Here is a 24288-nt window from a genome sequence, read left to right on the forward strand (position 1 = left end):
GCCTAGGTGTTACTGATGTGGTGCGTACCAGCTGGCCAGACCGTCTTGCAGTTGCTGACCCAGTGCCTCGGGTGTCTCGGCACCCTTGATGGCTGCAACGGATGCACCCCAAGTCTCGTTTTCGAGGTTCGGCGTGCCGCGCGACAGGATTTGGTAGGTCGAGCGGATTGTGCTTTCGCACTCATCCCGCCAACCGACGATTTCCTTGGCCAGTGGATCTTCCAGCTCGACCGGAGTGCTGGACAGCGGGAAGAAACCAGGTAGTGCGTTACCGAAGATGCTGGCGAATTCCGGGCTTGCGACCCAAGCCAGGAAGGTGCGCGCAGCTTCTTGGTTTTCGCTCGCCGCGTTCATGCCTATGCCGATATCGGTGTGGTCCGAAATATAGCAGGTATCGCCCGCGTTCTGGACCGGTGGCTTAAAGGCGCCCATTTCGAAATCGGCCTGCGTGTTGAAGCCCGAGATTTCCCAGCTGCCTGCTGGATAGACCGCTGCACGACCCAGCGTGAACAGGTTTTGGCTGTCGGGATAGGTTTGCGCTTCATACCCGTCGCCGAGATAGTCGGCCCACTTGGCCAGTGTCGCATACGGGGCGACCCACTGGGGGTCGGTCAGCTTCTGCTCGCCTTTGATCAGCGCCTGACGACCTTCTTCACCCTTCCAGTAGTTTGGGCCGATATTGTTATAGCCCATCGTTGCGGCTTCCCACTGGTCATTGGTGCCCATCGCCATCGGGATATAGGTACCGTCTTCCTTGATCTTATCGAGGGCGGCAAAGAACTCAGCTTCGGTAGTTGGAACTTCGATGCCCAGCTCGTTGAACGCATCCTTGTTGTAGATGAAGCCGTGAATCACTGACGCCATCGGGACGCAGAAACTGGCCGAACCGTCATCGGTTTGCCACGCAGATTTGGCCACGTCCGAGAAATTTCCCATGGCCTCAAGATCAGACAGATCGGTCAGGTGCCCCGACTCGTATAGCGCAAGCGAGGCATCAAACGGACGGCAGGTAATCAGATCGCCAGCCGAACCGGCCTCGAGCTTCGAGTTCAAGACAGCGTTGTATTCTGCCGGTGCTGAGGGCGAGAAGATCACTTTGATGCCGGGATTCTCGGCCTCGAACGCTGGAATGATCTTTTCCTGCCACAACGCCAGATCGTCGTTTCGCCAACTTTCGATGGTCAAAGTGGCCTCTTGCGCATAGGCGCTTGTGACCAGCGCCGTGCTCATCAAGGCAAGGCTAAGAACTTTGCGTGTCATTTGATATCTCCCAGGTTGATGGTTTCTTGGTTTTGTTTCATCCGCTCCAGCGCAGGGCGGAGGTGATCGTCGGTGTTGTTTAGCATTGCTTGCGCCGCGTCCAGGGACCCTGCGCCTACAGCCAAAAGGGCCGCGCATTTGAGGTTGCCCTCTGCCGCAGTCAACGCCTTTGTAGCCTGCGCCGAGGAAACGCCGGTCAACTGACAGACGATCCCGTTGGCTCGGGCGCGTAGCTTGTCATTGTCAGCGCGCAAATTGATCATCATGCCGTCCTGAATATGCCCCAGCTCCATCGCCATCAGCGTCGAAAGCATGTTCAGTGCGATTTTCTGCGCTGTACCAGCGCCCATGCGGGTAGAGCCCGAGATCAGTTCAGGTGGTGTCGAAAGCAGGATTGGATGGTCAGAAAGCTGCAACAGTTCGGTGCCCCCGTTATTGGCAATGCCGATAACTGTGGCGCCTCTGTCCCGCGCGATCCGCGCTGCTGCGGTTGTGTACGGTGTGGTTCCGCTGGCCGAGACGGTGATCAAGGTGTCTTTGGCAGAAAGATCGGCCAGTTCACGAGCAAGGCCGTTGGTGGCATCTTCGACATCTCCCGGCATCTCTACCCCTGAGGGCAATCCACCTGCCATGTGGATGCGAATCTGGCGGGCTGGTATCGAAAAAGTTCCCCCCAGTTCCAGCGCATCCGAGGCGGCCATCAAGCCGGAAGAGCCTGCCGCCAAATAGCGCAAAACCCCGCCCGATCGGATGGATTGCGCCATAGCTTTTGCGCCTGCGCAGAGGGTGGGCAGCGAGGAAAGCGGGGCAGCGGCAGCGTCGGCTTGCGAGCGGGCCAGCAGCTCGGCTACCTCAGTCAGCGGTCGGGCGTCAAGTCCGATCGCGTCTTGATGTAGCTGTTCGGTAACTGGCTTGGTCACGTGATTCTCCCCCGAGATTTTGAATATCATACCTTTTAGATACCATTAGTCTACCATTTTATTTTTATACCCACTATTTTCAAGATTTAGACAACTATTACTGCATTATTGTGGAATTTGGTCTTCAAAATTAGAAATAGGTATTATAAAGGTATCTCCATGAGTCGCCCTTCTGATACCATTGTGCTGGCCGCTGATGGCGGTGGAACACGCTGCCGTCTTGCTGTTTCAGACGGCTCTGCGGTTCAGTGTGTCGAGGTTGGTGCGGCAAATGTATCAACCGATTTTGACGCAGCCTGCGCTGAGTTGATGCACGGAATTGCTGCTTTGGCCCGACTTGCCGGACAAGAGGCAACTCAAATTTCTCGTGCGCCAGCCTACTTGGGGCTGGCCGGTATCACGGGGTGCGAGCTGGCTGATCGGCTGGCAGAAAAGCTGCCATTTGACCATGTTCTGATTGAAGATGACAGGCCAGCCGCATTGCGTGGTGCGTTGGGTTCGAAAGACGGATTCGTAGCGCATTGCGGAACGGGCTCTTTTCTGGCGGTCCAGAATGGGGATCGCAGGTCATTTGCCGGGGGCTGGGGACCTGTTCTCGGGGATCAGGCCTCGGCGCAATGGGTTGGGCGGCGGGCTTTGGCCTTTACGCTTGACTGTGTGGACGCTCTGAAGCCTGCGTCTGATTTGGCGGACAGCCTGTTGTCGCGTTTTGATGGCGCTGCTGGGATTGTCAGGACCGCCTCCAAGATGTCGCCTACCGAGTTCGGAGCGCTGGCGCCTGTTGTCACGCAACACGCAAAGCAAGGAGATGCGCTTGCGCTGTCGATCATGGAGGATAGTGCACAGTATCTGGCGGATCAGATGTTGGCGATGGGCTGGATGCCCGGCCTTTCGATCTGCCTGACCGGCGGCATCGGCCCGCAATATGCGGAATTTCTGCCTGCGCCAATGCAACAGGAATTGGCCGACCCGCTGGGCGATCCGTTGACCGGTGCCATCGCGTTGGCCCACGCCTTTCAAAAGGAGACCCGACATGAGCGTTGCTGACTTCTTGCGGCCCGAGGGTTGGCTGGGTCAGACCGCCGGTCCCCGATACGTACAGCTGCGGCAGCGGCTGGAGCAGGGGATTGAAGAGGGTATTCTGGCTCCGAACAGTTCACTCCCGCCCGAGCGCGAGATTGCCGAGCTGACGGACCTGTCGCGGGTGACGGTCCGCAAGGCGATTCAGGAACTTGTGCGCAAAGGTGCGATTGAACAGCGGCAAGGCTCGGGGTCATTCGTGCGTCAAGCGGTTGCACGGGTTGAGCAGTCGCTGTCGCACCTGACCTCGTTCACCGAAGACATGGAGAGGCGCGGTTTTGAAACGACTTCAACCTGGTTGGAGCGCGGAATATTCCTGCCGTCACCTGATGAGATGCTGGCGCTGGGCCTATCGGCGAGTGATCAGGTCGCCCGCATTCATCGTCTGCGCGCGGCTGGCGGGCGACCGATGGCGCTGGAACGCGCGGCGTTGCCGCTGGATATATTGCCCAACCCGACTGAGGTTACCGGATCTCTCTATGCCTTTCTCGAACACTCAGGCAATCGTCCGGTGCGCGCGATCCAGAAAATCTCGGCCATCAATCTCGAAGCAACCGAGGCTGGATTGCTGGACGTTGCTGAAGGTACGGCGGGACTGCGCATTCAGCGGACCTCGTATCTAGAAAGCGGGCGCGTTGCTGAACTGACCCGATCCATCTATCACGGCGATGCCTACGATTTCGTAGCAGAGCTGCGTCTGTCAACCTGAAAGGCGGGGCTCATGTCCAGCGATACAACTCAAATGCGGCAGGAAATCAATGAGATACCTTTTGCCGTTGATCGGCTTCTCACTGATGGTGCCACGGCGATTACAAAGACCGCAAGCGCGATCTGCGCGCACGATCCCGGCTTCCTGATTTCGGTTGCGCGAGGTTCGTCGGACCATGCCTGCAGCTTTCTGAAATACGCTTCGGAACTGCTGCTGGGCCTGCCCATGGCCTCGGTTGGGCCGAGCGTGAAATCGATCTACGGGGTCGATATGCGATGCCCCGGTGCGCTGTGTATTTCGGTATCCCAATCGGGTCAAAGCCCCGACATCGTACAGCTGACGAAGTCCCTGACAGAAGGCGGCGCGTATTCGGTGGCGATCACGAACGATACCACGTCTGCACTGGCCCAGAACGCCACCTCGGCTCTGTCCATCCTTGCAGGCCCCGAGCTTAGCGTGGCTGCCACCAAGACTTTCGTCACCTCTCTGGTCGCCGGGCTTTGGCTGTTGGCCGAGGTAAAGGGTGATGACACTTTGCTGGCTGCAATTCACAAATTGCCGGAAGATTTATCGCGGGCGATCACCTGCGATTGGAGCGCGGTGGTCGAGGCAGTCGATGGACAATCCCTGTTCACTCTGGGGCGGGGGATGTCCTGGGCGATCTCGAATGAGGCGGCGTTGAAATTCAAGGAAACCTGCCAAATTCATGCGGAAAGCTATTCCTCGGCCGAAGTTCTGCATGGCCCGGTTTCGATCGTGGATCAGGGCTTTCCGGTGATTGCGTTCTCGTCCGGAGACGCGGCTGAGGCCAACATCGCCGAAGTCGCCGATGCGCTCGCAGCCAAGGGCGCAAAAGTCTTCGCAACGACCAATCAGGTGTCTGATGCCGTGAGGCTACCACATGTCCGCACCACGCACTGGATGACAGATCCGGTAGCCTCAATCGCTTCGTTCTACGGTATGGTCGAAACTGTGGCCACGCGCCGGGGCATCAATCCCGATGCACCGCGTCACCTGCGGAAAGTGACGGAGACGGTATGACCGATGCGACGATCACCTTCGCGGGCGGGCCTATCTTTGATGGTAAAACCCTGAAGGACGGCCACGCCGCCCGTTTCGTCGGCGGGCTGCTCGACAGTATTTTGCCCGAAGCCGAGTTGCCTTCGGATGAGATGGTTCAGGATCTGTCGGGCGATATTTTAAGCCCCGGCTATGTAGATTTGCAGGTGAATGGCGGCGGAGGCGTCATGTTCAACGACGATCCATCGGTCGAGACATTACAGCGTATTGCGGCGGCTCATCGCAAGCTTGGCGCGACGTCGATCCTTCCGACGCTGATCACGGACACGCCCGAAAAGACAACGGCTGCCATTTCTGCTGCTTCTCAGGCCATTCAGCGCGGAGTTCAGGGGATTGTCGGCTTGCATCTTGAGGGGCCGCATCTCTCGGTGCGACGCAAGGGCGCGCATGACGGCGGGCTGATCCGCCGGATGCAGGACGCTGATCTTGCACAGCTGATAGAAGCGGCAGGGGCGTTGCCTGCATTGATGGTTACGCTTGCGCCTGAAAGTGTCACGATTGCTCAGGTCGAAACGCTCAGCAAGGCGGGGGTCATAGTGTCGTTGGGGCACAGTGATGCCGAGTTTCAGACCTGCGTGGCTTACGCACAGGCGGGCGCGCACTGCGCCACCCATTTGTTTAACGCGATGAGTCAGTTGGGCAACCGCGAACCGGGGCTGGTTGGCGCAGTCTTGTCCAGCGGTGCGATGTCTGCCGGGTTGATAGCGGATGCAATCCATGTTCACCCGCAGACGATGCGCGCCGCCTTTGCAGCTAAACAGGGGCCGGGGCATCTGTTTCTGGTGAGCGACGCGATGGCCGTTGCTGGAACGGATCTGCAGGAATTCAAGCTGGAAGGGCGTGTCATCCAACGTGAAAACAGCAGGCTGACCTTACCGGATGGAACCCTGGCCGGGGCCGATCTGAACCTGACCACCGCGCTGCGCGTGTTGACAACGGATGTCGGCGTTTCACTGACGGACGCCTTGGCAGCGGCCACACGCATTCCGGCGGATATCATTTCCCAGCGCTCAATCGCGTGCCTGAACTTGATCTCGCAGGCCATTCGCATTTCTCCGGATTTGTCGCAGGCCCGTCCGGCGGTTGCTTAACCTCGTGTTGCAACAAATTGCGAAACAGCGCGTTTTTCACATCTCGCCTCAACTGTAGCGGTTGTGTAAGACCTTAGGCGAACGTGGTTTGGGAATGTCTGTATGTATCAGATAATTGGAATAGTTGGCAGGGCATTGACCACCCGGATCGCGCAATGATCCAAACGCGTGGCGTTTTCATTGGTCAGCGTACGGATTGTTTGGGCGCGCGCCTGCTGATGATCCTGACCTGTATCCGTCTGGCCGAAGACTTTGGGACAGACTACCGGGTGAACTGGTTCCCGCAAGGCGCCGATGCGCCGGAGTTGGATCATCCCGAGGAGTTATTCACCAAAGACTGGATGGATGCGCATTTCCTTGATCAGGCAGAGTTCGACACGATAAGCGCGACCGCTCTGCCAATTTGGGCCTTCCAAAACGATCCATCACCCGAGCGGCTGATCGACCATTTGGCGTCTGGCCGTTCGGTTCTGGTCGAAGAAGCGAGCGAGATATTTGCCTTCCCGTGGGAAGATATCGAAACCATCCGTCCCCGCTATCGCGATTTCATACATAGCGTTGGATTTGTGGATGAGGTTCGTCAGATCATGGATCGCGCGGATCAGAAGCTCTCGGGGCAGGGGGTTTCGGCTTACCACATTCGGCGCGGAGAAATCCTGAACGGATTACCATGGAAGCATTCGATCTGGCCCGCCAAGATCGAACCTGACGAGTTTTACGAGGCCCATCTAGAGAAATCCAAGGGCCAGACGGTGATCATGTTTTCGGATCAGCCAGAGGTGATAGGCCGTTTCAAGCAACGGTTTCCGGAGCTCATGCAGATGTCGGATATCGCTGATCTGTTGGCTCTGACCCGGGCGCAGCGGGACTTTCTGGAGCTTTTTGCGATGTCACGGGCGGATCAGGTGATCGCGCCACACATATCTGGCTTTTCAATGGCTGCAGCCCGGATTTCGGGGCAGCAGCGTAAAGTGTTCCGCGATGTATTGTCCAAGGATGAGATGCAGGCGGCCAATGCGCGGTTCATCGAACGGGTTGCGAAGGGGCCATCGGCCTTTCTGAATCCCTCAGAGGCGGCGCATATCTATTCAAAGGCGGTGCAACATCTGTCAGCGCAGGATCGCTGCGAAGAGGCGTATGATAGTGCGAAACCTATTCTGGACGCCGGGGCCGACAACGCCTTTATGCCACTTCTGCAATCCCTGAACTGTTTTTACCTGTCGAAGTGGCAGGAAAGCGAGGCACATGCCAAAGAGGGATTGCAGAACCCGCATCTCTGGCCCGAAGACTATTCTGTTTTGTGCGCGTTGCGCGGCGCTGTTCTTGGCATGCAGGGCAAGCGCGGTGCGGCGACGCTGCACTTTGCTAAAGCGTTCTGGTCCAAACCCTTACGGCCGGATGTTGTGGTGCTGGGGTCCAGAATGCTCTACCGCGCCCAACTTGCGCTTAGGCTAATGCCGCCTGTGGATTGGTCGTTGCAGAAGGTCGTTCGGCAACGCCGGTTTGCACCGTTCAATAACCTGTATCTGGTTCAGCGTAAGGTTGTCGTCAGGCGTCCTTGCAACTTCGATTTCATACTCTTGGACTGGGCCGAGCTGGCGCTGGATCAACGCGCAAGTCGTATCTTTGATCACCAACAAAGATTGGAAGCGCTTTCAACCTCACTCGATGAGGTTCACGACGTACCAGCAGACGACCCGCGATTGTTGGGCGCGAGGGTGATACTACAGAGGCATCTGGGGGAATTGTCCGGGGCCCACGCCATTGATAAAACCCGCCAGATCGTAGCTGGTGTGCCGGAAAGTGCCTTGTACCAAAAGCGGCTGGCCGAACTTTACGAAGCAGAAGGCGATACCTTAGCTGCGCATCGAACGATGTCAGAGGCGCTAGCTTGTGACCCGGAAAGCCCGTTTCTTCTGTTTGCCATGGGGCGCTTGCTAGAGCGGACGGGCAAGACCGGTCAGGGTGAAAAGTTCATTCTGAAAGCTGCCGATCTGGATGAAGTCACCGTCGTCATTCAGGGCATGGCGGGCCAGATTCACATGCGTCGCGGCAACAAGAACAAGGCGCGTCCCTATCTTGAGAAAGCGCGCGACCTTTATCCGCCCCACAAGCGGTTCACCAATCAACTGAATAGACTTTCGGGTCAGGCGTGAAACTAGTTCAGCGTAACCTCTTGCCGCAGGTTTCCGGTCGTCTTGTCGAAGATCAGAATGCGATTGTCGTCGGTCACGATCGCATACCAGTTGTTGCCGATGGTCACGGCCTGGGCCTTTGCACCATCCGGCAGGTCTATCTGATCCGGCAGAGTCGGAGTTCGGTCCGATAGGCGGATGACAATCAAGGCGAATGTCACTAGAACCCCGCCAATCATTACCGCGGTCAACAGCATGACCATGCGCCGCAGCAGTCGAAGCTGCGGTGTTTCCTGCGGTTCCTGAGGTTCGGAAGGGACAGTCATGGGCACCCGCCTGATAGAGTTTCATATCGCGGCCGCTCCGCCGCCCCGCCTTGATAAGGCGCTTGCGCGGGATGTGCCAGCGGAAGTGAACCTGTCGCGCACCCGGCTGGCCCGACTGATCAATGAAGGGGCCGTGACTGTCGATGGTGCGGTAGTCGAAGACCCCAAAGCCAAGATTGCCGAAGGTGCGCAGATCGGGATCACCGTGGCCGAGGCTGAGGACAGCCACATCGGTCCCGAAGATATCCCGCTGGAGGTCGTCTATGAGGATGACGATCTGATCGTGATCAATAAACCTGCGGGAATGGTGGTGCATCCGGCACCGGGCTCGCCGAACGGGACGCTGGTCAATGCGTTGCTGCATCACTGTGGTGATGATCTTTCAGGCGTGGGCGGCGTCAAGCGTCCGGGCATCGTGCACCGGATCGATAAGGAGACCAGCGGATTGCTGGTGGTGGCCAAGTCAGATGCGGCGCATCACGGGCTGGCCGCTCAGTTCGAGGCGCATAGTGTCGAGCGTTATTATCGCGCGATTTGCTATGGCGTGCCTGATGCCAATGATCCACGTCTGCGCGGGATCAAGGGTGTCAGCTTTGAGCCGGGCAACATCATGCGTCTGACGACACAGCTGGCACGGCACAAGACCGATCGACAAAAGCAGGCTGTGTTGTTTCACGGTGGGCGCCATGCGGTAACGCGCGCACGGATTGTCGAGGTTTTTGGAACGCCGGGCAGCCTCTCTCTGATCGAATGCTGGCTTGAGACGGGCCGAACGCATCAAATCCGTGTCCATATGGCCCATGCCGGCCACGGGCTTGTCGGAGACTCGGTTTACGGCGGAAAGCGCAAACTGGCCGCGCGGGCATTCACGCCCGAGACCGCCGAGGCGGTGCAGGCTTTCCCCCGCCAAGCTCTGCACGCAGCAGTGTTAGGCTTCGAACACCCGGTCTCGGGCCAGGCATTACGTTTTGAAGCCCCGCTGCCGCAGGATATGGCGGACCTGCTGGAAAATCTCAGAAAACCACTGAAATAAACTGCAAAGGCTTGTGAAAAAGGCCTTTTCAGCTTTCCTTTACATAGGGTTAATCTCAGACTGTTAACAGATCCTCTTGAATGTATCGGGTCTGGTACCCATATCCCATGTTAAGGGCTTAAACATTTGTCCAAGGGGCAGAAATAAATGGCAAATTACTCAAATCTTCCAGCGCCGACACCCGAGGGTGGGCTGAACCGCTATATGCAGGAGATTCGCAAGTTTCCTCTGCTGGAGCCGGAGGAAGAATATATGCTGGCCAAGCGCTGGGTCGAGGAACAGGATACCGAGGCCGCGCATAAAATGGTCACGTCTCATCTGCGCTTGGCGGCCAAGATCGCCATGGGATATCGCGGCTATGGCTTACCGCAGGCCGAGGTGATTTCCGAAGCCAATGTGGGCCTGATGCAGGCGGTCAAGAAATTTGACCCCGAAAAAGGCTTCCGGCTGGCGACCTATGCCATGTGGTGGATCCGCGCTTCGATCCAGGAATACGTCCTTCGGTCGTGGTCGATGGTGAAACTGGGTACAACATCGGCGCAGAAAAAGCTGTTCTTCAACCTGCGTAAAGCAAAGGCACGCATTGGCGCGCTGGAAGAAGGTGATCTGCGTCCTGAAAACGTGGCCAAGATTGCAGAAGACCTCGGAGTGACCGAGGAAGAAGTGATCAGCATGAACCGTCGGATGTCCGGTGGCGATGCTTCGCTGAACGCGACCGTGGGGTCCGAAGGCGAAGGCACCATGCAGTGGCAGGATTGGCTGGAAGATGAAGATGCCGATCAGGCTGGTGACTACGAGGCGCGCGATGAATTGGAAGCCCGGCGCGAATTGCTCGCTGCTGCGCTGGATGTTCTGAACGATCGCGAGAAAGACATCCTGACTCAGCGCCGTCTGATGGACCAGGCTGTTACGCTGGAAGAGCTGAGCACGCAGTACAATGTCAGCCGTGAACGTATTCGTCAGATTGAAGTGCGCGCGTTTGAGAAGCTGCAAAAGAAGATGCGAGAGCTTGCGCGCGAAAAAGGTATGCTGGGTTCAAACTAACCCCAGACTGATATCAGCCCGCCATATGAGCGGGCTGATTTTTTTAGTTATGCGAAAATGAAATCGGACTCGGACAGGTGGCTTGCCCAGATGCCTGATAGATAGATGCTGTCTCCGTCGTCCAACTCGATCTTGGTCCCGAAGAACTTTCCGTCGATATCGTCTTCGATGTCCTCAAAGCTGGTGATGCCATCGTATTCGGACAGGTCGATCTTGTCCTTGCCGACGCGGAAATCGACAATCCAGTCGTGACCGTCGCCTTCATCGAATACAAACGTATCCTTACCGCGCCCACCAAAGAGTTTGTCATTGCCTTCGCCGCCGTCGATGATGTCTTTCCCACGACCTCCGAAGATTTTGTCATGGCCTTCATCGCCACGCAGAATATCCTTTCCGCGCCCCCCGAAGATTATGTCGTTCCCGGCACCGCCAAGCGCCACATCATTGCCCGAGCCGGTGTTGATCACGTCATTGCCACCATCACCGTGAACAAAGTCTTTGCCGCGTCCGGTAAAGATGAATTCATCGCTGCTGTCACCCAGGATAAAGTCCGTGTTCTTTTTGCCCAGAATGCCCGACACCGAGACAGGTAGAAGTACGCCGTCAAGTACGTGAATGATACCGTTTGACGCATCCACGTCGAACGCGATCAAGCCGGGATCGTCGATGCCCGGATCGGCATCGCCCAGACTGGGGGGATCGCTTTCAAGGTTCAGTTCGACTGACGACCCAAGCAGAGTTTGGATTTCAGCCCCGTCGCCTAGACCGACCACTGTTGTGCTGTCGAACTCACCATCGACCACGTGATACTTCAAAATGTTGGTTAGCAAAGGGATAGGGTCTCCGCCGCCAAGCAGGGTGAGCGCCTTGATGATGTGGCCCAATGCTCCAGCCTCGTCATCCCCTTTATACCCAAGCGTTTGTGCCAGAGTAATAAAGGCAGCGTCATTTGGGGCAAAGACGGTCAGTTCTGACTCAGGATTGTCCAGCGTTTCCGCCAGCCCGGCTGCAATCACCGCTTCGCGGAGAATGTCGAAATCCTGATTGTCGCTGTCAAACGTTCCGGGATCACCGCTTTTTAGCACTGTTCCTGTAATCGTATGTGTTGCTGGCATTTCAGTAAGCCTCCCACCCTGTTTGCCGTTGCTCCGGATGTTGCCAGAGCGCCATCCGAGCATGATTCAGTCGATGTTTGAGCTACGGCGGCAGTATCAGACTGGATCAACAAAACTGATTTGCGAGGGCAGGTTTGACGCCGATCGATTTTAGATTATCGATATAAAGTATAAGGTTATCGGGGTTTTTTAATCTCATCAAAAAATTTACCGAGGCGTATGATTTTCAAATAGATAGAGAAAGGACTGACTTATTGGCAGGTGGTTGATAGACAGATCAGGAACTGAATTACATTGAGCTCGCCCTGGGCGGGTTACATCAATTTTTAGGGGGCGCGCATGCATAAACCGGTCAATTGGGGTGTTCTGGGTGCAGCCAGATTCGCACGACAACACATGGCGCCCGCCATCCATGCGGCAGAGGGCGCGCGGCTGGCGGGGTTGGCGACCTCGGATCCGGCCAAGGCCGAGCCCTTTGCCAGATATTGCCCTGATTTGAATGTCTACAACAGCTATGAGGCATTGCTAGCCGATCCTGAGATTGAGGCGGTGTACATCCCGCTGCCCAACCATCTTCACGTCGAATGGAGCCTGAAGGCGCTGGATGCGGGCAAGCATGTGCTGTGCGAAAAGCCGATGACCATGCGGGCCGATGAGTTTGACGCGCTGATCGCAAAGAGGGACCAGACGGGTTTGCTGGCTGCCGAAGCATATATGATCGTGCATCACCCTCAGTGGCATCTGACCCATAAACTGATCGCGGACGGAGCGATCGGCCGGCTGGTCCATGTCACCGGGGCGTTCAGCTATGACAACCGGGCGGACACGGGCAACATCCGCAACCGTGCGGAAACCGGTGGGGGCGGGCTGCGTGACATCGGGGTGTATGTTATCGGCAGCGCTCGGTTTGCGACTGGGCAAGAGCCGGTCTCGGTCAGCGGTGCGATCCGGTGGGAAAATGACGTGGATGTCTTCACCGAGATACGCGCGCAGTTTCCCGAATTTACCTATTCCGCCTATGTCTCGACACGCATGCATCCACATCAGGAAATGGTGTTTCACGGAGAAGGTGGCATGATCCGTCTAACCGCTCCGTTCAATGCCCGTGTGTTCGGCGAGGCGCGGGTTGAACTGCACCGACCGGGCCTTGAGGTTCTGGTGCCCCGGTTTCCTGCGGACAACCACTATCAATTGCAGGTCGAAGCGTTCTGCCAATCGGTTCGCGAAGGGGTTGAATATCCCTGTTCGTTGGAATTCGTGAGGGGCACACAAGAGGTTATCGATCAGGTCTTTGACGCCGCCGTTTCGCTCTAGCTTGCCACGCCTGTGGTGTCTCGCGTATCCTGTCCCGACCGGATCAGGAGGGCTAAATGGCGGGCGGCTGGGCGCGCGATGGCGCGGTGAGTGAACAGATCGAAGCGTCGATTTCAGATGAACTGGCGCGGATGCAGGCGCAAAAGCGACCTGTGGGCGAAAGCCTGACCCATTGTGCTGAATGCGAAGAACCGATCCCCGAAAAACGCCGCCTTGCTCTGCCCGGCGTAAAGCTGTGCCCGGACTGTCAGCAAGAGCGTGACAGCAGCTTCAAGACCCGCGGCGGGATCAATCGGCGAGGTTCGAAAGACAGTCAGTTGAAATAACGCGAGGAGCACCCGGTGAAGGATCAGCCGCAGAGATCAGTACTGCAAAACGGGTTGGTTCTTGGGTTCCTAGCCGCGTTTCTATGGGGTACGCACAGTGTCATCGTGCGGTACCTGACCAGCGATCTCGGCGGGTTGCAGATTGCCGTATCACGCCTGTTCATCGCTGCGTTTGCGATTTACTGCATGCTGCGGGTAATGGGCGCACGGGTTTCAATCCAGTACAGGGATTGGAACTTCCGGCTGGCGGTGTTGTCGACGGTGGTGAACTATATCCTGTTCCACATAGGTTTGGAACATACAGGTGCTGCTAATGCGATGGTGCTTGAGAATACCGCGCCGTTCTTCGTGTTGATATTTCTGTATTTCTTCGCGGATACCACCGTTGGCCGGACTGATGTATTGGCGACCCTGCTGGCGATCCTCGGTGTGTTTCTGACCGTCTATCGGGATTTTCAAGGCGGGGGAGAACCCCTGCTGGGCGATCTGATGGAAATCGGGGCGGGACTCAGCTGGGCGGTGTTCCTGATTTCCAGCAGCCGCGCGATGCAGTCATCTGAAACCACTGCCGAAAGGTTGAACTTCCTGTTTGGCATCTTTTTGTGTTCGGGCGTTTTGCTGGTGCCACTGGCGGCTTTTTCTATTCAGATGCCGACCGCAAACGACGTGATCTTCTTGATCCTTCTGGGCGTTTTGCCGACCGCGCTTGCCTATTATCTTTGGTACGAGGCCGCCGCCCGCGTGTCGACATTGACGGCGACGTTGCTATTCGCCGCCTCGGTTGTGTTTACCTTTGTCAACTCGGCACTGTTTCTGGGCGCAACGATCACACCGCTTTCGATTGTTGGCGCGGTATTGATTGTCACGGCCATTTTCGTGACGACGATGAAATCAGCCAAAGAGAAATGAGGCAGCCATACAGGCTGCCTTTCAACTTTAGCTTTCCATCGCTTCCAGTTCGTCAATAAATCCCGAGATCATCGACAGGCCTTTGTCCCAGAACTCGGGATCACTGGCGTCCAGTCCGAACGGGGCCAGAAGCTCTTTATGGTGCTTGGAGCCACCGGCGCGCAGCATCTCGAAATACTTTTCCTCGAACCCGTCCGCACCGCTTTCGTAGACCGAATACAGCGCGTTCACGAGGCCATCACCGAAGGCATAGGCATAGACGTAGAACGGCGAGTGGACGAAGTGCGGGATATAGGCCCAGAAGGTCTCGTACCCGTCCATGAATTCGAATGCGGGGCCAAGGCTTTCAGCCTGAACGCTCATCCAAAGGGCGTTGATGTCGTCTGGTGTCAGCTCGCCCTCACGACGGGCGGCGTGCAGTTTGCATTCGAAGTCGTAGAAGGCGATCTGGCGGACGACTGTGTTGATCATGTCCTCGACCTTACCGGCCAGAAGCACCTTGCGCTGCTCCGCTGTCTCGGCCTGATCCAGCATTTTGCGGAAAGTGAGCATTTCACCAAAGACCGAAGCAGTTTCGGCTAAGGTCAGCGGGGTCGATGAAAGCATCTCACCCTGATCGGCGGCCAATACCTGATGCACCCCGTGGCCCAATTCATGCGCCAAGGTCATCACATCGCGCGGTTTGCCCAGATAGTTGAGCATCACGTAGGGATGAACTTCGGTCACGGTGGGATGCGCAAATGCGCCGGGGGCTTTGCCGGGCTTCACGGCCGCATCGATCCAACCCTTCGAGAAGAAGGGAGCTGCGATCTCACCCATCCGAGGATCAAACGCGTTATAGGCGTCCATCACCGTCTTCTCGGCCTCTGACCAATCGACGATGCGGGTGTCCTCCATCGGCAACGGAGCATTACGGTCCCACACTTGCATCACGTCCAGACCAAGCCATTTGCGTTTCAGTTCGTAGTAACGATGGCTCAGCTTGGGGTAGGCGGCCACAACGGCCTCGCGCAGGGCTTCGACCACTTCGGGCTCGACATCGTTCGACAGGTGACGACCGGTCTGGGCAGATGGCATTTTGCGCCAGCGATCAACGATCTCTTTTTCTTTGGCCTGCGTGTTATGAACGCGCGCGAAGGTTTTGATGTTGCTTTGGAAAACGTTGGCGAGTTCGCGCGCTGCGGCTTCACGCTTGGCGCGATCCTGCTCGGTCAGCAGGTTCAGCGTACCTTCGATGTTCAGCTCTTCACCATCGACGGTGAAGGTCAGGCCCGCGATTGTTTCGTCGAATAGGCGTTCCCACGCGTCGCCGACAACGCCGAGGTCGTGCAGGAATTTTTCCAACTCATCAGACAGTTGATAGGGTTTCATCGCGCGAATGCGACGGAACACGGGCTCGTATCGCGCCAGATCGGCATTGGCGGCAAAATGAGCAGCCAGCGCGTCATCGTCGATGCGATTCAGTTCCAGCGTGAAGAACACCAGAGGCGTGGTGAAGACGGTGATCTTCTCCTGCATGTCAGAAAGGAACTTGGCGCGATCCGCGTCGGTGGTCAGTTGGTAATAGCGCAATCCGGCAAAGGACATGATCCGCCCGGCGATGGCGTTGATCTTTTCGTTGCGCAGCACGCAGGTCAGTAGGCCAGCTGCGTCCAATTCGGCCAGCTTACCCTCATAATCAGTGGCAAAGGACGCACATTCGCCCTCCAACCAGTCCAGATCGCGGGCCAGTTCGGGTGCATCTTCCGAGGCATAGAGGTCCGTCAGATCCCATTCCGGCAAATTGCCCAGATCATCGGCACCGCCGCCTGCATTTGCATCACGGACGGGAAAGGGAAGGTCGCGCATGGAACACCTCGAATAAACTGCGTTGGCAAACATTTAGGCGCGGCACGTCCGGATCACAAGCAAGCTGTCGGCTTGGGCCTTAATGACAGGGCTCGGGTTTTGGTTTCGCCGCGGCTGCCGCGAAATGTGCAGCAAGTTGATCAAAGACTGGCCCGCGCACCTCGGGTGCCTCCATCAGAACTTCGTGTTCGCCGTTGGGAATCTCGACCAGAGTACCGCTAGGCCAGTTGGCCATACGTGTCCGAATGGCCTTGCGGTCTACGATCTGTTCGTGGCTGCCCAAGAAGGTCAGGGCAGGGATCTCGGGCGCGGTCTGTTCCATCAGCCAGGTGCATTCATCCAGCGCCTCGCGCAGCCAGATGGTGGACGGTGCACCCAAAGCAAGTTCAGGGTGTGCGGCCAACTGATCCTGCATCATTCGGTACATCGCCGGATCGCGTGTCAGCACGTTTCCTTCGAAGGGCTGTGAGGCCACATAGCTCTCTAGCGTGGTGGTGGGCGGTGTTTTCTCGCCCAAGCCCAAGCGTGGCCCCCAATAGGCAGTTAGCTGGCTGAGAGGCTTCATGATTGGTGTAAAGAAAATCCCCCACATCGGGCCCGTAAAGGCGCAGGCCGCAAAATCAGCCCCCTCCAGAACGGCGCGAAGCCCGATAGCCCCGCCCATGGAATGGCCTATGACGTACCAAGGCTTGGGCAACTCCAGTTTTTCGGCCAGTTTCAGTATTGAGCGAACGTCGTGCTGGTAATCGGTGAATTGTTCGACATGACCGATCCGCGGATCATCCAGCAGGCGATCTGCAAGCCCTTGCCCGCGCCAATCGACCGCGAGACTTGCAAAGCCCCGGTTCACAAATTCCTTGGCGGTATCACCATATTTTTCGATGTATTCTGTGCGACCGGGGAAAAGCATCACCGTGCCGTGCGTATCGCCTCCGGGCAGCCAATGTGCCACGCGGATACGTTTGCCATCTTCGGTTATCAGCCAATGCGCCGCACCATCGGCAGGGCCGCCGGCCACGTCTTCGTATAAGGGGGCCGGCGAAAACTCCATCAGGCCAGCACCGAGGCGAGTTTCATGGCAATACCCATGTCTCCGTCAACGCTCAGCTTGCCGGACATGAACGCACCGGTTGGGTTCAGGTCGCCGCTGAGAATCTGTTCAAAGGTGTCCGCATCGGCGCTGAGGGTCACATCAGCATCTTCGTCGCTTACCCGCGCACCGCTTGCATCCAGAATGATAGAACCCAGATCGGCAATGGCAAATTTGGCTGACGCATCGAAATCGCCGCCCGACAGTTTCTCATTCAATGCCGCCGCGGCTTTTTCCAGAATATCGCTCATGGTCTTCCTCATATTGTTCATGCGCCGTGAATGGACATCCCCGGTCGCTACGCTACACTGACCATTGTTATGGGTATTGCAATCACCAATCTCAAACGTACCGTCGCGGCACTTGCCGTCATAGTCACGTTTTCCACCAGTTGCATCGCGCAGCAGGCGGATTCGCGGGACGAGGCATCACTGTTGCAGCAACTGGCACAATCGACGCCCGAACAGGCCATCGGATTGGATCGGCAATTGCAGGCGCTGTGGTCACAATCAGGTTCGGCTTCAGCGGATTTGCTGTTGGAACGCGGACGCGAAGCGCTGGATGACGGGGATGTCGAGGCCGCGCTTGATCATTTGACGGCGCTTACCGATCACGCACCCGAATTTGCCGAGGGTTGGCATGTGCGCGCTTCGGTTTTCTTCGGCATTGACATGTTTGGCATGGCTGCGGCGGATCTTGAACAGGCATTGACCCTGAATCCGAACAACTACGACGCTATTTACGGCCTTGGCCTCATTTTTGAGATCGTGGGCAAGCCAGAACAAGCGCTTGAGGCCTATTCACGTGCCCTGTCTATACATCCCCATCATGAAGAAGTAACCAATGCCGTGAATCGGCTGAAGCCTCAGGTTGAAGGCAAGGCGCTGTAAGTCTCAGGGCGCAGGGGGCAAAGGTGAGCGGGTCATCCCGAATCGTGGCCGTACTTGGCCCGACGAACACAGGTAAAACTCACTACGCGATTGAACGTATGCTGGGGTACCGGACCGGTGTCATCGGTCTGCCGCTGCGGCTGCTCGCGCGCGAGGTCTATGACAAGATTGTCGCTATTCGCGGTCCGTCTGTTGTGGCGCTGGTGACAGGCGAGGAACGGATCGTACCGCCGCGCACCCAATACTGGGTCTGTACAGTTGAGGCGATGCCAGAAGGCATGGGCACTGATTTTGTAGCGATTGACGAAATTCAGCTTTGCGTGGATCCCGAACGCGGCCATGTCTTTACTGATCGCCTGTTGCGGTCGCGCGGCACCAATGAAACGCTGTTTCTCGGCTCTGACACCATGCGCGGCCCCATCGCGGCCCTTGTGCCCGAAGCGCAGTTCATCCGGCGTGAACGGATGTCTCAGCTGGTCTATTCCGGTTCGAAAAAGATCAGCCGAATGCCTGCGCGCAGTGCGATCGTCGGATTCTCGGTCGATAACGTCTATGCCATCGCCGAGCTGCTTCGTCGCCAAAAGGGCGGGGCTGCGGTCGTCATGGGGGCGCTCAGCCCTCGCACGCGGAATGCGCAGGTTGACCTCTATCAAAACGGTGAGGTTGATTATCTGGTGGCTACGGATGCCATCGGTATGGGGTTGAACCTGGATGTGAACCATGTGGCGTTCTCATCTCTGACCAAGTTTGATGGCCGCCGAATGCGGCCTCTGGCCCCCAACGAGTTGGCCCAGATCGCAGGACGGGCCGGGCGCGGAATGTCGGATGGCACGTTTGGTGTGACGGGCGAGGCTCCGCCGCTGGATGAGGGCGTAGCCCAAGCCATTATGGACAGCCGGTTCACGCCTATGAAAAAGTTGAATTGGCGGAATGCCGCTTTGCGGTTCGGCTCAATCGACGCACTAATCGACTCGCTTGAGGTCAGCCCAGACAATGAGCATCTGATCAAAGCGCGGCCAGCTGACGATCTGAACGTCCTGAAATCTCTGTCCCAAGTCACCGAAGTTGTTGCCCGTGCCAGCGATGGACCGTCGATCCGATTGCTATGGGATGTGTGCAGAATCCCCGATTTTCGCGGCATCAGCCATGCCGAACATGCCAGCCTGCTTGAGGTGATCTATGGCCATCTGCATGAGCGCGGAAGTATCCCCGATGATTTCATGGCGCGGCAAATCCGCCGTATCGACCAAACCCATGGCGACATTGATGCATTGTCCAAAAGGTTGGCATATATTCGCACTTGGACATATGTTGCGCAACGAAACGGTTGGGTGCGTGACGAATCCCATTGGCGCGAGGAAACGCGCACTGTAGAAGACAGGCTGTCGGACGCTCTTCACGACCGTTTGACTCAGCGATTTGTGGACCGGCGCACGTCAGTGTTGCTGCGCCGGCTCAAACAGAAGGAGGCCCTTTTGGCCGAAGTAAATGACAAGGGTGAAGTGACCGTCGAAGGTGAATTCGTCGGTCGTCTGGAAGGGTTCCGGTTTACCCCGGACAAAAGCGCGCAGGGGACTGAAGCGAAAGCCTTGAAGTCAGCCTCTCTGCAAGCACTCGCGCCGCAATTCCATCTGCGTGCCGATCGCTTCTACAATGCGCCCGATACCGAAATTGATTTCACCGATCAGGGTGGCCTGATGTGGGGCGAGTATGCCGTGGGCAAACTTGTTGCCGGTGCCGAGCCTCTCAAGCCTGTGGTCGAGGTTTTTGTCGATGAGGCCGCCGGGCCGGACGTGGAACAGAAGGTTCAGCGCCGCCTGCAGCATTTCATCGACCGCAAAGTGGCAGCCCTGTTCGAGCCGCTGCTGAACCTGTCGCGGGATGAAGAATTGACGGGCCTGGCGAAGGGCTTTGCCTTCCGTATGGTCGAGTCGTTGGGCGTGCTGCCCCGTGTGCAGGTTGCGCAAGAGGTCAAGGATCTGGATCAGGACGCCCGTGGTGCGCTGCGCAAACATGGCATCCGGTTCGGTCAATTCACCATCTTCATGCCGCTGCTGCTGAAACCCGCGCCAACGCGCCTGCGTCTGGTACTATGGGCATTGTCCGGCGGCTTGCAGGAGTTCCCCGAAGCACCACCTCCGGGTCTGGTTACCGTTCCGGTCGCCAAGGATGCGCCGCAGGGCTATGACACCATGTGCGGCTACCGCGATGCGGGCGAACGCTCAATCCGGATCGATATGCTGGAACGGCTGGCCGACATGCTGCGGTCCGAGGATAGCCGCGGTGGGTTCGAAGCCAAACCCGACATGTTGTCGATTACCGGCATGACCTTGGAACAGTTTGCAGACCTGATGCAGGGACTGGGTTACAAGGCCGAACGCGGCGAACGTGAGAAGGCCAAGCCGGTCCCCACGGAGCAGCCTGTGGCGGAAGCCGAGGAACAACCTGTCGTCGATGAGACACCGACCGCAAATGCCGAAGCGGATGACGTCGGTATAACCGCCGAGGCGTCAGCCGAAGCCTCCGAAAGCACCGAGGCGGCAGCAGAGGTTACGGCCACTGAGAAATCAGCAGAGTCCAAATTGGATGAGCCCGAAATTGAGGTGTTCTACACCTTCACTTGGGGGCGCCAACGTCAGCAAAACCGTGGTCCGCGTCGCGAGCAGGGGCAGGGCAAGGGCAAGCCGCGTGGTAAACCTCAGGGCAAGCCGCATGGCAAGAAGGGGGGCAAGCCTCAGGGCGCCAAGACCTTCTCGTCACGGCCACCCAAAAAGGAAAAGGCAATCGATCCCGATAACCCGTTTGCGGCAGCGTTGATGGGTCTGAAGGACGGCAACTGATCCGCGATGGCCGAGGCCAAGCTGCGGATCGACAAATGGTTGTGGCAGGCGCGGTTCTTCAAGACCCGTAGCCTGGCCGCCAAACAGGTCAGCGGCGGCCATGTGCGTCTGAACGGAAATCGGGTGCTGAAACCGGCGCAAGCCGTGGCACCCGGAGATGTCCTGACCTTTCCGCAGGGGCGTATTGTTCGGGTTGTACGTATCGAAGCGCTTGGCGTGCGTCGCGGCCCGGCCCCCGAGGCGCAAGCTTTGTACTTCGATATGACCGAAAAGCAGGACGTATCGCCCAAGAATCCTGCGTTTGAGGGAAAAGGTCGTCCAACCAAGAAAGAAAGACGCGCGCTTGATCTTTCTCGCATCCCAAAGGGGTGATCTGACCTTGAAGCGGCGGTCAGACTGGATTAGCTAGTCGCCAAAGCGCAAACGGGAAATCCAACATGACCTACGTTGTCACCGAAAACTGCATTGGCTGCAAATACACCGACTGTGTCGAGGTTTGTCCGGTGGATTGTTTCTACGAAGGTGAAAACACATTGGTCATTCACCCCGACGAATGCATTGACTGCGGTGTCTGCGAACCCGAATGCCCCGCCGACGCCATCCGCCCCGATACCGAGCCGGGGATGGAGCAGTGGGTCGAGTTCAACCGGAAATACTCGGAAATGTGGCCGGTGATCGTGACCAAAAAAGACCCCTTACCCGAGGCCGAGGAACGCGACGGCGAAGAAGGCAAGATGGAGAAATATTTCTCGGAAGCCCCCGGCGAGGGCGGTTGACCGATTCGGCAGCCGGTTACCGTTCATTTGGCATCAATCTGTGCATTAATTAATTGAGGTAGAAAGGGAATTTCCCATTTACCTTGGCGCGGTCTTTTGAGTGTCGCAAATTTGTGATATACTTAGGACCGAATGATGACTGTGATTGGGATGTGCTCCGTAAGTATGCTCGCTTTGGAGTTCTGAATTTATGACAAATAAGCCGCCTGACGGGGCCATGCAGGGCCTCGGCTGTGTGCTTTTGTCGTCTCATATCCCGATCAGAAATGAAGGATGAATATGAATGTCGAAATCGAAAAAGCTTGAGTTCCGCCCGAACGATTATGTCGTCTACCCGGCTCATGGCGTAGGTCAGATCGTATCAATCGAAGAGCAGGAAGTTGCAGGCTTCTCGCTTGAGCTGTTCGTGATTTCTTTTGAAAAAGACAAGATGACCCTGCGGGTACCAACCAACAAGGTCACCGAATCCGGTCTGCGGTCGCTTAGCTCGCCGGATGTTATCAGCCAGGCAATGAAGACGCTTAAAGGCAAGGCCAAGGTCAAACGCGCCATGTGGTCGCGCCGGGCGCAGGAATACGAGCAAAAGATCAACTCGGGTGACCTGATCTCGATCGCCGAAGTGGTCCGCGACCTGCACCGCACCGACGACCAGCGCGAGCAGAGTTATTCCGAACGTCAGCTGTACGAAGCCGCGCTGGAACGTCTGACACGCGAAGTGGCCGCAGTTTCTGGCGCCGATGAGATTTCGGCTGCCAAACAGGTCGATGAGGTTCTGACCTCACGCGCAGCCTGATCGCGTTCAAGCCAATTTAAGGGTCGTCCCGATATCCGGGGCGGCCCTTTTTCGTGACTAGGCGCTTGGTCTTGTGGTGTGTGTCGGGTATTTTTCTGTAACTGCAGGAAGATACGGGGACATGATGAAGCAAACTGTCAAGTTTCTCTACATCAGCCACGAGCCGATCTCGGTCTGGTTTCGCTATGGGCTGATCCTGTTCGATATCGCCTCGATCATCTTTTTTGTCTCCACGGCGAACATCCCGCACGGGCCTGGGCTGACGGCGGCAAGTCTGGGTGTCGGGCTGATCATCCTAATGGATTTCTGCGCGCGGATGTGGATTTCCAAAGACCGCTGGAAACTGCTGCGCCAGATTTACACGATGGCAGACATCGTTGTTATCGTGTCGCTGCTGCTTGACCCGTTCCTGACCGGCAATCTCGCGTTCCTTCGGATATTGCGCGCGTTGCGGCTGATCCATTCCTATCATCTGCTGCGGGATTTGCGCCGAGATAGTCCTTTCTTCCGAACCCACGAGGACGCGGTGATTGCGGCGATCAATCTGATGGTCTTTGTTTTTGCAACCTCGACTGCAGTACTGGTCTTTTTCGTCCCCGAAGATGCGCAGACCCCCTATATCGACGCGCTTTATTTCACTATGGCGACCCTGACGACAACGGGGTTCGGAGATATCACGCTGGGCACACCAGCGGGAAAGCTGTTTTCCGTTTTCATCATGGTTGTGGGCGTGGCGTTGTTTGTCCGTCTGGCGCAGGCGATCTTCATGCCGCAGAAAGTACGCTACAAATGCCCAAGCTGCGGCCTGTTCCGGCACGATCCGGATGCTGTGCATTGCAAACACTGTGGCGCGACGCTGCGCATTGAAACCGGTGGGGCGTCTTAGATTGAGGCTGTTAGCGCCAGGAGGAAGATGATTTCCGAGACCTGCTGCGTGGCCCCCAGAATATCACCGGTTTGGCCACCGATCTTGGTCTTGGCGATGCGAGCGACAAAAGCCGCTGCAAGCAGGGCGCAGAGCATCGGCGTGATGGCTGATCCACCCAGCAGCAATAGCGACAGGACGATAGCCAACACGATACTGGCCAGCACCGCAGACAAGGGGGGCGCACCAACCGAATGGCTCAGCCCCGATTTGCGAGCGTTGGGTAGCGCGCGCATCAGCACGGGCATCATGGCGCGTGAGAACAGGCAGGCGGCCAATATGCCCGTCAACAGACCCGCACCGATCAGTGCCATGACAGCAGCAATTCGAAGCAGTTGGCCCAGCAACAGGGCCAGTACGCCGTAAGTGCCGATATGGCTGTCCTTCATGATCTCCAGTCGACGTTCGGTTGTGAAGCCGCCCCAAAGCCCGTCGGCCGTATCGGCTAGCCCGTCTTCGTGCATCGCTCCGGTTGCGATGATCAACGTGGCGACCAGCAGGGCGGCGGTGGCAAGGGTTGGCAGCTGCGCCCAGATTGCAATCCAGGCGACGCCGCAAGCCAGCGCCCCCACAACAAGCCCGGCAAGGGGATAGGCCCAAGCCGCACGCGACTGGCGGGTGAACGCTTGATCGGGCAGGCGTGGCAGGGGCAGGCGCGTCAAAAGGACCAGAGCCAGCGAGATATCCCACAGGGAAAACGGGGCGGTGTCGTTTTTGGTCACTCCCAGGCCTTTCCGGGTCTTGTTGCTTTGCCAGCATTGGTTAAACACACACAACCACTCTG

General features: G+C 57.3%; 24 protein-coding genes. 16 read left to right on the plus strand and 8 right to left on the minus strand.

Annotated features, from left to right (window positions below):
- Positions 1-9 precede the first annotated feature (9 nt).
- The gene (locus ACR0KC_RS00665; protein ID WP_170393441.1) at positions 10-1260 is read right to left on the minus strand and encodes an ABC transporter substrate-binding protein; all 1251 of its coding nucleotides are present in this window, start codon (positions 1258-1260) and stop codon (positions 10-12) included.
- Positions 1257-2180, minus strand: coding sequence for an N-acetylmuramic acid 6-phosphate etherase (locus ACR0KC_RS00670; protein ID WP_480771361.1), 924 nt, complete (start codon positions 2178-2180; stop codon positions 1257-1259). Before ACR0KC_RS00670 ends, ACR0KC_RS00665 begins: the two co-directional genes overlap by 4 nt.
- A 159-nt stretch (positions 2181-2339) precedes the next feature.
- Between ACR0KC_RS00670 and ACR0KC_RS00675 the strand changes: the two genes are divergently transcribed.
- The 5 genes from ACR0KC_RS00675 (at position 2340) to ACR0KC_RS00695 (ending at position 8296) form a co-directional block, all read left to right on the plus strand.
- Positions 2340-3227, plus strand: coding sequence for a glucosamine kinase nucleotide-binding domain-containing protein (locus ACR0KC_RS00675; RefSeq protein ID WP_480704535.1), 888 nt, complete (start codon positions 2340-2342; stop codon positions 3225-3227).
- Entirely contained in the window at positions 3214-3969 is a 756-nt protein-coding gene (locus tag ACR0KC_RS00680) for a GntR family transcriptional regulator (RefSeq protein ID WP_170393434.1), read from the plus strand. The genes ACR0KC_RS00675 and ACR0KC_RS00680 overlap by 14 nt, the downstream gene beginning before the upstream one ends.
- Before the next feature lie 12 nt (positions 3970-3981).
- Entirely contained in the window at positions 3982-5010 is a 1029-nt protein-coding gene (locus ACR0KC_RS00685; RefSeq protein ID WP_480704537.1) for an SIS domain-containing protein, read from the plus strand.
- Entirely contained in the window at positions 5007-6140 is a 1134-nt protein-coding gene (gene nagA / locus ACR0KC_RS00690) for an N-acetylglucosamine-6-phosphate deacetylase (protein WP_223118203.1), read from the plus strand. The genes ACR0KC_RS00685 and nagA overlap by 4 nt, the downstream gene beginning before the upstream one ends.
- A 155-nt stretch (positions 6141-6295) precedes the next feature.
- Positions 6296-8296, plus strand: a complete 2001-nt coding sequence (locus tag ACR0KC_RS00695) for a tetratricopeptide repeat protein (protein WP_480704539.1) — start codon at positions 6296-6298, stop codon at positions 8294-8296.
- A gap of 2 nt (positions 8297-8298) precedes the next feature.
- Here the strand turns inward: ACR0KC_RS00695 and ACR0KC_RS00700 are convergent, their stop codons facing one another.
- Positions 8299-8601, minus strand: coding sequence for a DUF6476 family protein (locus ACR0KC_RS00700; protein WP_480704541.1), 303 nt, complete (start codon positions 8599-8601; stop codon positions 8299-8301).
- Here ACR0KC_RS00700 and ACR0KC_RS00705 point away from each other — a divergent pair.
- A complete protein-coding gene (locus ACR0KC_RS00705; RefSeq protein WP_480771362.1) occupies positions 8600-9634 on the plus strand; it encodes an RluA family pseudouridine synthase in 1035 nt (344 codons plus the stop codon). The genes ACR0KC_RS00700 and ACR0KC_RS00705 overlap by 2 nt on opposite strands.
- Positions 9635-9781: 147 nt before the next feature.
- Entirely contained in the window at positions 9782-10678 is an 897-nt protein-coding gene (gene rpoH / locus ACR0KC_RS00710) for an RNA polymerase sigma factor RpoH (RefSeq protein ID WP_170393423.1), read from the plus strand.
- 47 nt (positions 10679-10725) lie between these two features.
- Here the strand turns inward: rpoH and ACR0KC_RS00715 are convergent, their stop codons facing one another.
- A complete protein-coding gene (locus tag ACR0KC_RS00715; RefSeq protein ID WP_480771363.1) occupies positions 10726-11793 on the minus strand; it encodes a fasciclin domain-containing protein in 1068 nt (355 codons plus the stop codon).
- A gap of 339 nt (positions 11794-12132) precedes the next feature.
- Here ACR0KC_RS00715 and ACR0KC_RS00720 point away from each other — a divergent pair, with 339 nt between their 5' ends.
- The 3 genes from ACR0KC_RS00720 to ACR0KC_RS00730 are packed head-to-tail and all read left to right on the plus strand — an operon-like array spanning position 12133 to position 14342.
- Positions 12133-13107, plus strand: coding sequence for a Gfo/Idh/MocA family protein (locus ACR0KC_RS00720; RefSeq protein WP_480771364.1), 975 nt, complete (start codon positions 12133-12135; stop codon positions 13105-13107).
- 56 nt (positions 13108-13163) lie between these two features.
- Positions 13164-13433, plus strand: coding sequence for a DksA/TraR family C4-type zinc finger protein (locus ACR0KC_RS00725; RefSeq protein WP_480771365.1), 270 nt, complete (start codon positions 13164-13166; stop codon positions 13431-13433).
- Between the two features lie 15 nt (positions 13434-13448).
- Positions 13449-14342, plus strand: coding sequence for a DMT family transporter (locus ACR0KC_RS00730; RefSeq protein ID WP_170393415.1), 894 nt, complete (start codon positions 13449-13451; stop codon positions 14340-14342).
- Between the two features lie 27 nt (positions 14343-14369).
- On the opposite strand, the gene ACR0KC_RS00735 is transcribed toward ACR0KC_RS00730, so the two are convergent.
- The 3 genes from ACR0KC_RS00735 to ACR0KC_RS00745 all read right to left on the minus strand — a co-directional run bounded on the left by ACR0KC_RS00735 (position 14370) and on the right by ACR0KC_RS00745 (position 17531).
- Positions 14370-16190, minus strand: coding sequence for a M3 family oligoendopeptidase (locus ACR0KC_RS00735; protein ID WP_480771366.1), 1821 nt, complete (start codon positions 16188-16190; stop codon positions 14370-14372).
- A 79-nt stretch (positions 16191-16269) separates the two neighbouring features.
- Positions 16270-17241 carry an alpha/beta fold hydrolase gene (locus ACR0KC_RS00740; RefSeq protein WP_480771367.1) on the minus strand — a complete coding sequence of 324 codons (972 nt, stop codon included), beginning with the start codon at positions 17239-17241 and terminating at the stop codon, positions 16270-16272.
- Positions 17241-17531, minus strand: a complete 291-nt coding sequence (locus ACR0KC_RS00745; protein WP_170393409.1) for an SCP2 sterol-binding domain-containing protein — start codon at positions 17529-17531, stop codon at positions 17241-17243. The genes ACR0KC_RS00740 and ACR0KC_RS00745 overlap by 1 nt, the downstream gene beginning before the upstream one ends.
- A 30-nt stretch (positions 17532-17561) precedes the next feature.
- On the opposite strand from ACR0KC_RS00745, the gene ACR0KC_RS00750 reads away from it, so the two are divergent.
- From ACR0KC_RS00750 to ACR0KC_RS00775, 6 genes are all read left to right on the plus strand, one after another.
- Positions 17562-18170, plus strand: a complete 609-nt coding sequence (locus ACR0KC_RS00750; RefSeq protein ID WP_480704548.1) for a tetratricopeptide repeat protein — start codon at positions 17562-17564, stop codon at positions 18168-18170.
- Positions 18171-18193: 23 nt separating this feature from the next.
- The gene (locus tag ACR0KC_RS00755; RefSeq protein ID WP_480771368.1) at positions 18194-21010 is read left to right on the plus strand and encodes a helicase-related protein; all 2817 of its coding nucleotides are present in this window, start codon (positions 18194-18196) and stop codon (positions 21008-21010) included.
- Between the two features lie 6 nt (positions 21011-21016).
- Complete coding sequence (locus ACR0KC_RS00760) at positions 21017-21382, plus strand: RNA-binding S4 domain-containing protein (RefSeq protein WP_170393403.1); 366 nt, start codon at positions 21017-21019, stop codon at positions 21380-21382.
- A 65-nt stretch (positions 21383-21447) separates the two neighbouring features.
- A complete protein-coding gene (gene fdxA / locus ACR0KC_RS00765; RefSeq protein ID WP_010439399.1) occupies positions 21448-21786 on the plus strand; it encodes a ferredoxin FdxA in 339 nt (112 codons plus the stop codon).
- A gap of 283 nt (positions 21787-22069) precedes the next feature.
- Positions 22070-22579 carry a CarD family transcriptional regulator gene (locus ACR0KC_RS00770; RefSeq protein ID WP_010439402.1) on the plus strand — a complete coding sequence of 170 codons (510 nt, stop codon included), beginning with the start codon at positions 22070-22072 and terminating at the stop codon, positions 22577-22579.
- A 124-nt stretch (positions 22580-22703) separates the two neighbouring features.
- Positions 22704-23465, plus strand: coding sequence for an ion channel (locus tag ACR0KC_RS00775; RefSeq protein ID WP_170596119.1), 762 nt, complete (start codon positions 22704-22706; stop codon positions 23463-23465).
- Here the strand turns inward: ACR0KC_RS00775 and cobS are convergent.
- On the minus strand, positions 23462-24226 hold the full coding sequence (gene cobS, locus ACR0KC_RS00780; RefSeq protein WP_480771369.1) for an adenosylcobinamide-GDP ribazoletransferase: 765 nt from the start codon (positions 24224-24226) through the stop codon (positions 23462-23464). The two genes, ACR0KC_RS00775 and cobS, sit on opposite strands and share 4 nt — an antisense overlap.
- Positions 24227-24288 lie beyond the last annotated feature (62 nt).

It is taken from the genome of Ruegeria sp. CF3 (assembly GCF_056537365.1).

Bases quoted from the DNA above. Each gene is read 5' to 3' on its own strand.
- ACR0KC_RS00665 (WP_170393441.1), bottom strand. From the start codon at position 1,260: ATGACACGCAAAGTTCTTAGCCTTGCCTTGATGAGCACGGCGCTGGTC.
- ACR0KC_RS00675 (WP_480704535.1), top strand. From the start codon at position 2,340: ATGAGTCGCCCTTCTGATACCATTGTGCTGGCCGCTGATGGCGGTGGA.
- ACR0KC_RS00680 (WP_170393434.1), top strand. From the start codon at position 3,214: ATGAGCGTTGCTGACTTCTTGCGGCCCGAGGGTTGGCTGGGTCAGACC.
- ACR0KC_RS00685 (WP_480704537.1), top strand. From the start codon at position 3,982: ATGTCCAGCGATACAACTCAAATGCGGCAGGAAATCAATGAGATACCT.
- nagA (WP_223118203.1), top strand. From the start codon at position 5,007: ATGACCGATGCGACGATCACCTTCGCGGGCGGGCCTATCTTTGATGGT.
- ACR0KC_RS00695 (WP_480704539.1), top strand. From the start codon at position 6,296: ATGATCCAAACGCGTGGCGTTTTCATTGGTCAGCGTACGGATTGTTTG.
- ACR0KC_RS00705 (WP_480771362.1), top strand. From the start codon at position 8,600: ATGGGCACCCGCCTGATAGAGTTTCATATCGCGGCCGCTCCGCCGCCC.
- ACR0KC_RS00700 (WP_480704541.1), bottom strand. From the start codon at position 8,601: ATGACTGTCCCTTCCGAACCTCAGGAACCGCAGGAAACACCGCAGCTT.
- rpoH (WP_170393423.1), top strand. From the start codon at position 9,782: ATGGCAAATTACTCAAATCTTCCAGCGCCGACACCCGAGGGTGGGCTG.
- ACR0KC_RS00715 (WP_480771363.1), bottom strand. From the start codon at position 11,793: ATGCCAGCAACACATACGATTACAGGAACAGTGCTAAAAAGCGGTGAT.
- ACR0KC_RS00720 (WP_480771364.1), top strand. From the start codon at position 12,133: ATGCATAAACCGGTCAATTGGGGTGTTCTGGGTGCAGCCAGATTCGCA.
- ACR0KC_RS00725 (WP_480771365.1), top strand. From the start codon at position 13,164: ATGGCGGGCGGCTGGGCGCGCGATGGCGCGGTGAGTGAACAGATCGAA.
- ACR0KC_RS00735 (WP_480771366.1), bottom strand. From the start codon at position 16,190: ATGCGCGACCTTCCCTTTCCCGTCCGTGATGCAAATGCAGGCGGCGGT.
- ACR0KC_RS00740 (WP_480771367.1), bottom strand. From the start codon at position 17,241: ATGGAGTTTTCGCCGGCCCCCTTATACGAAGACGTGGCCGGCGGCCCT.
- ACR0KC_RS00745 (WP_170393409.1), bottom strand. From the start codon at position 17,531: ATGAGCGATATTCTGGAAAAAGCCGCGGCGGCATTGAATGAGAAACTG.
- ACR0KC_RS00750 (WP_480704548.1), top strand. From the start codon at position 17,562: ATGGACATCCCCGGTCGCTACGCTACACTGACCATTGTTATGGGTATT.
- ACR0KC_RS00760 (WP_170393403.1), top strand. From the start codon at position 21,017: ATGGCCGAGGCCAAGCTGCGGATCGACAAATGGTTGTGGCAGGCGCGG.
- fdxA (WP_010439399.1), top strand. From the start codon at position 21,448: ATGACCTACGTTGTCACCGAAAACTGCATTGGCTGCAAATACACCGAC.
- ACR0KC_RS00770 (WP_010439402.1), top strand. From the start codon at position 22,070: ATGTCGAAATCGAAAAAGCTTGAGTTCCGCCCGAACGATTATGTCGTC.
- ACR0KC_RS00775 (WP_170596119.1), top strand. From the start codon at position 22,704: ATGAAGCAAACTGTCAAGTTTCTCTACATCAGCCACGAGCCGATCTCG.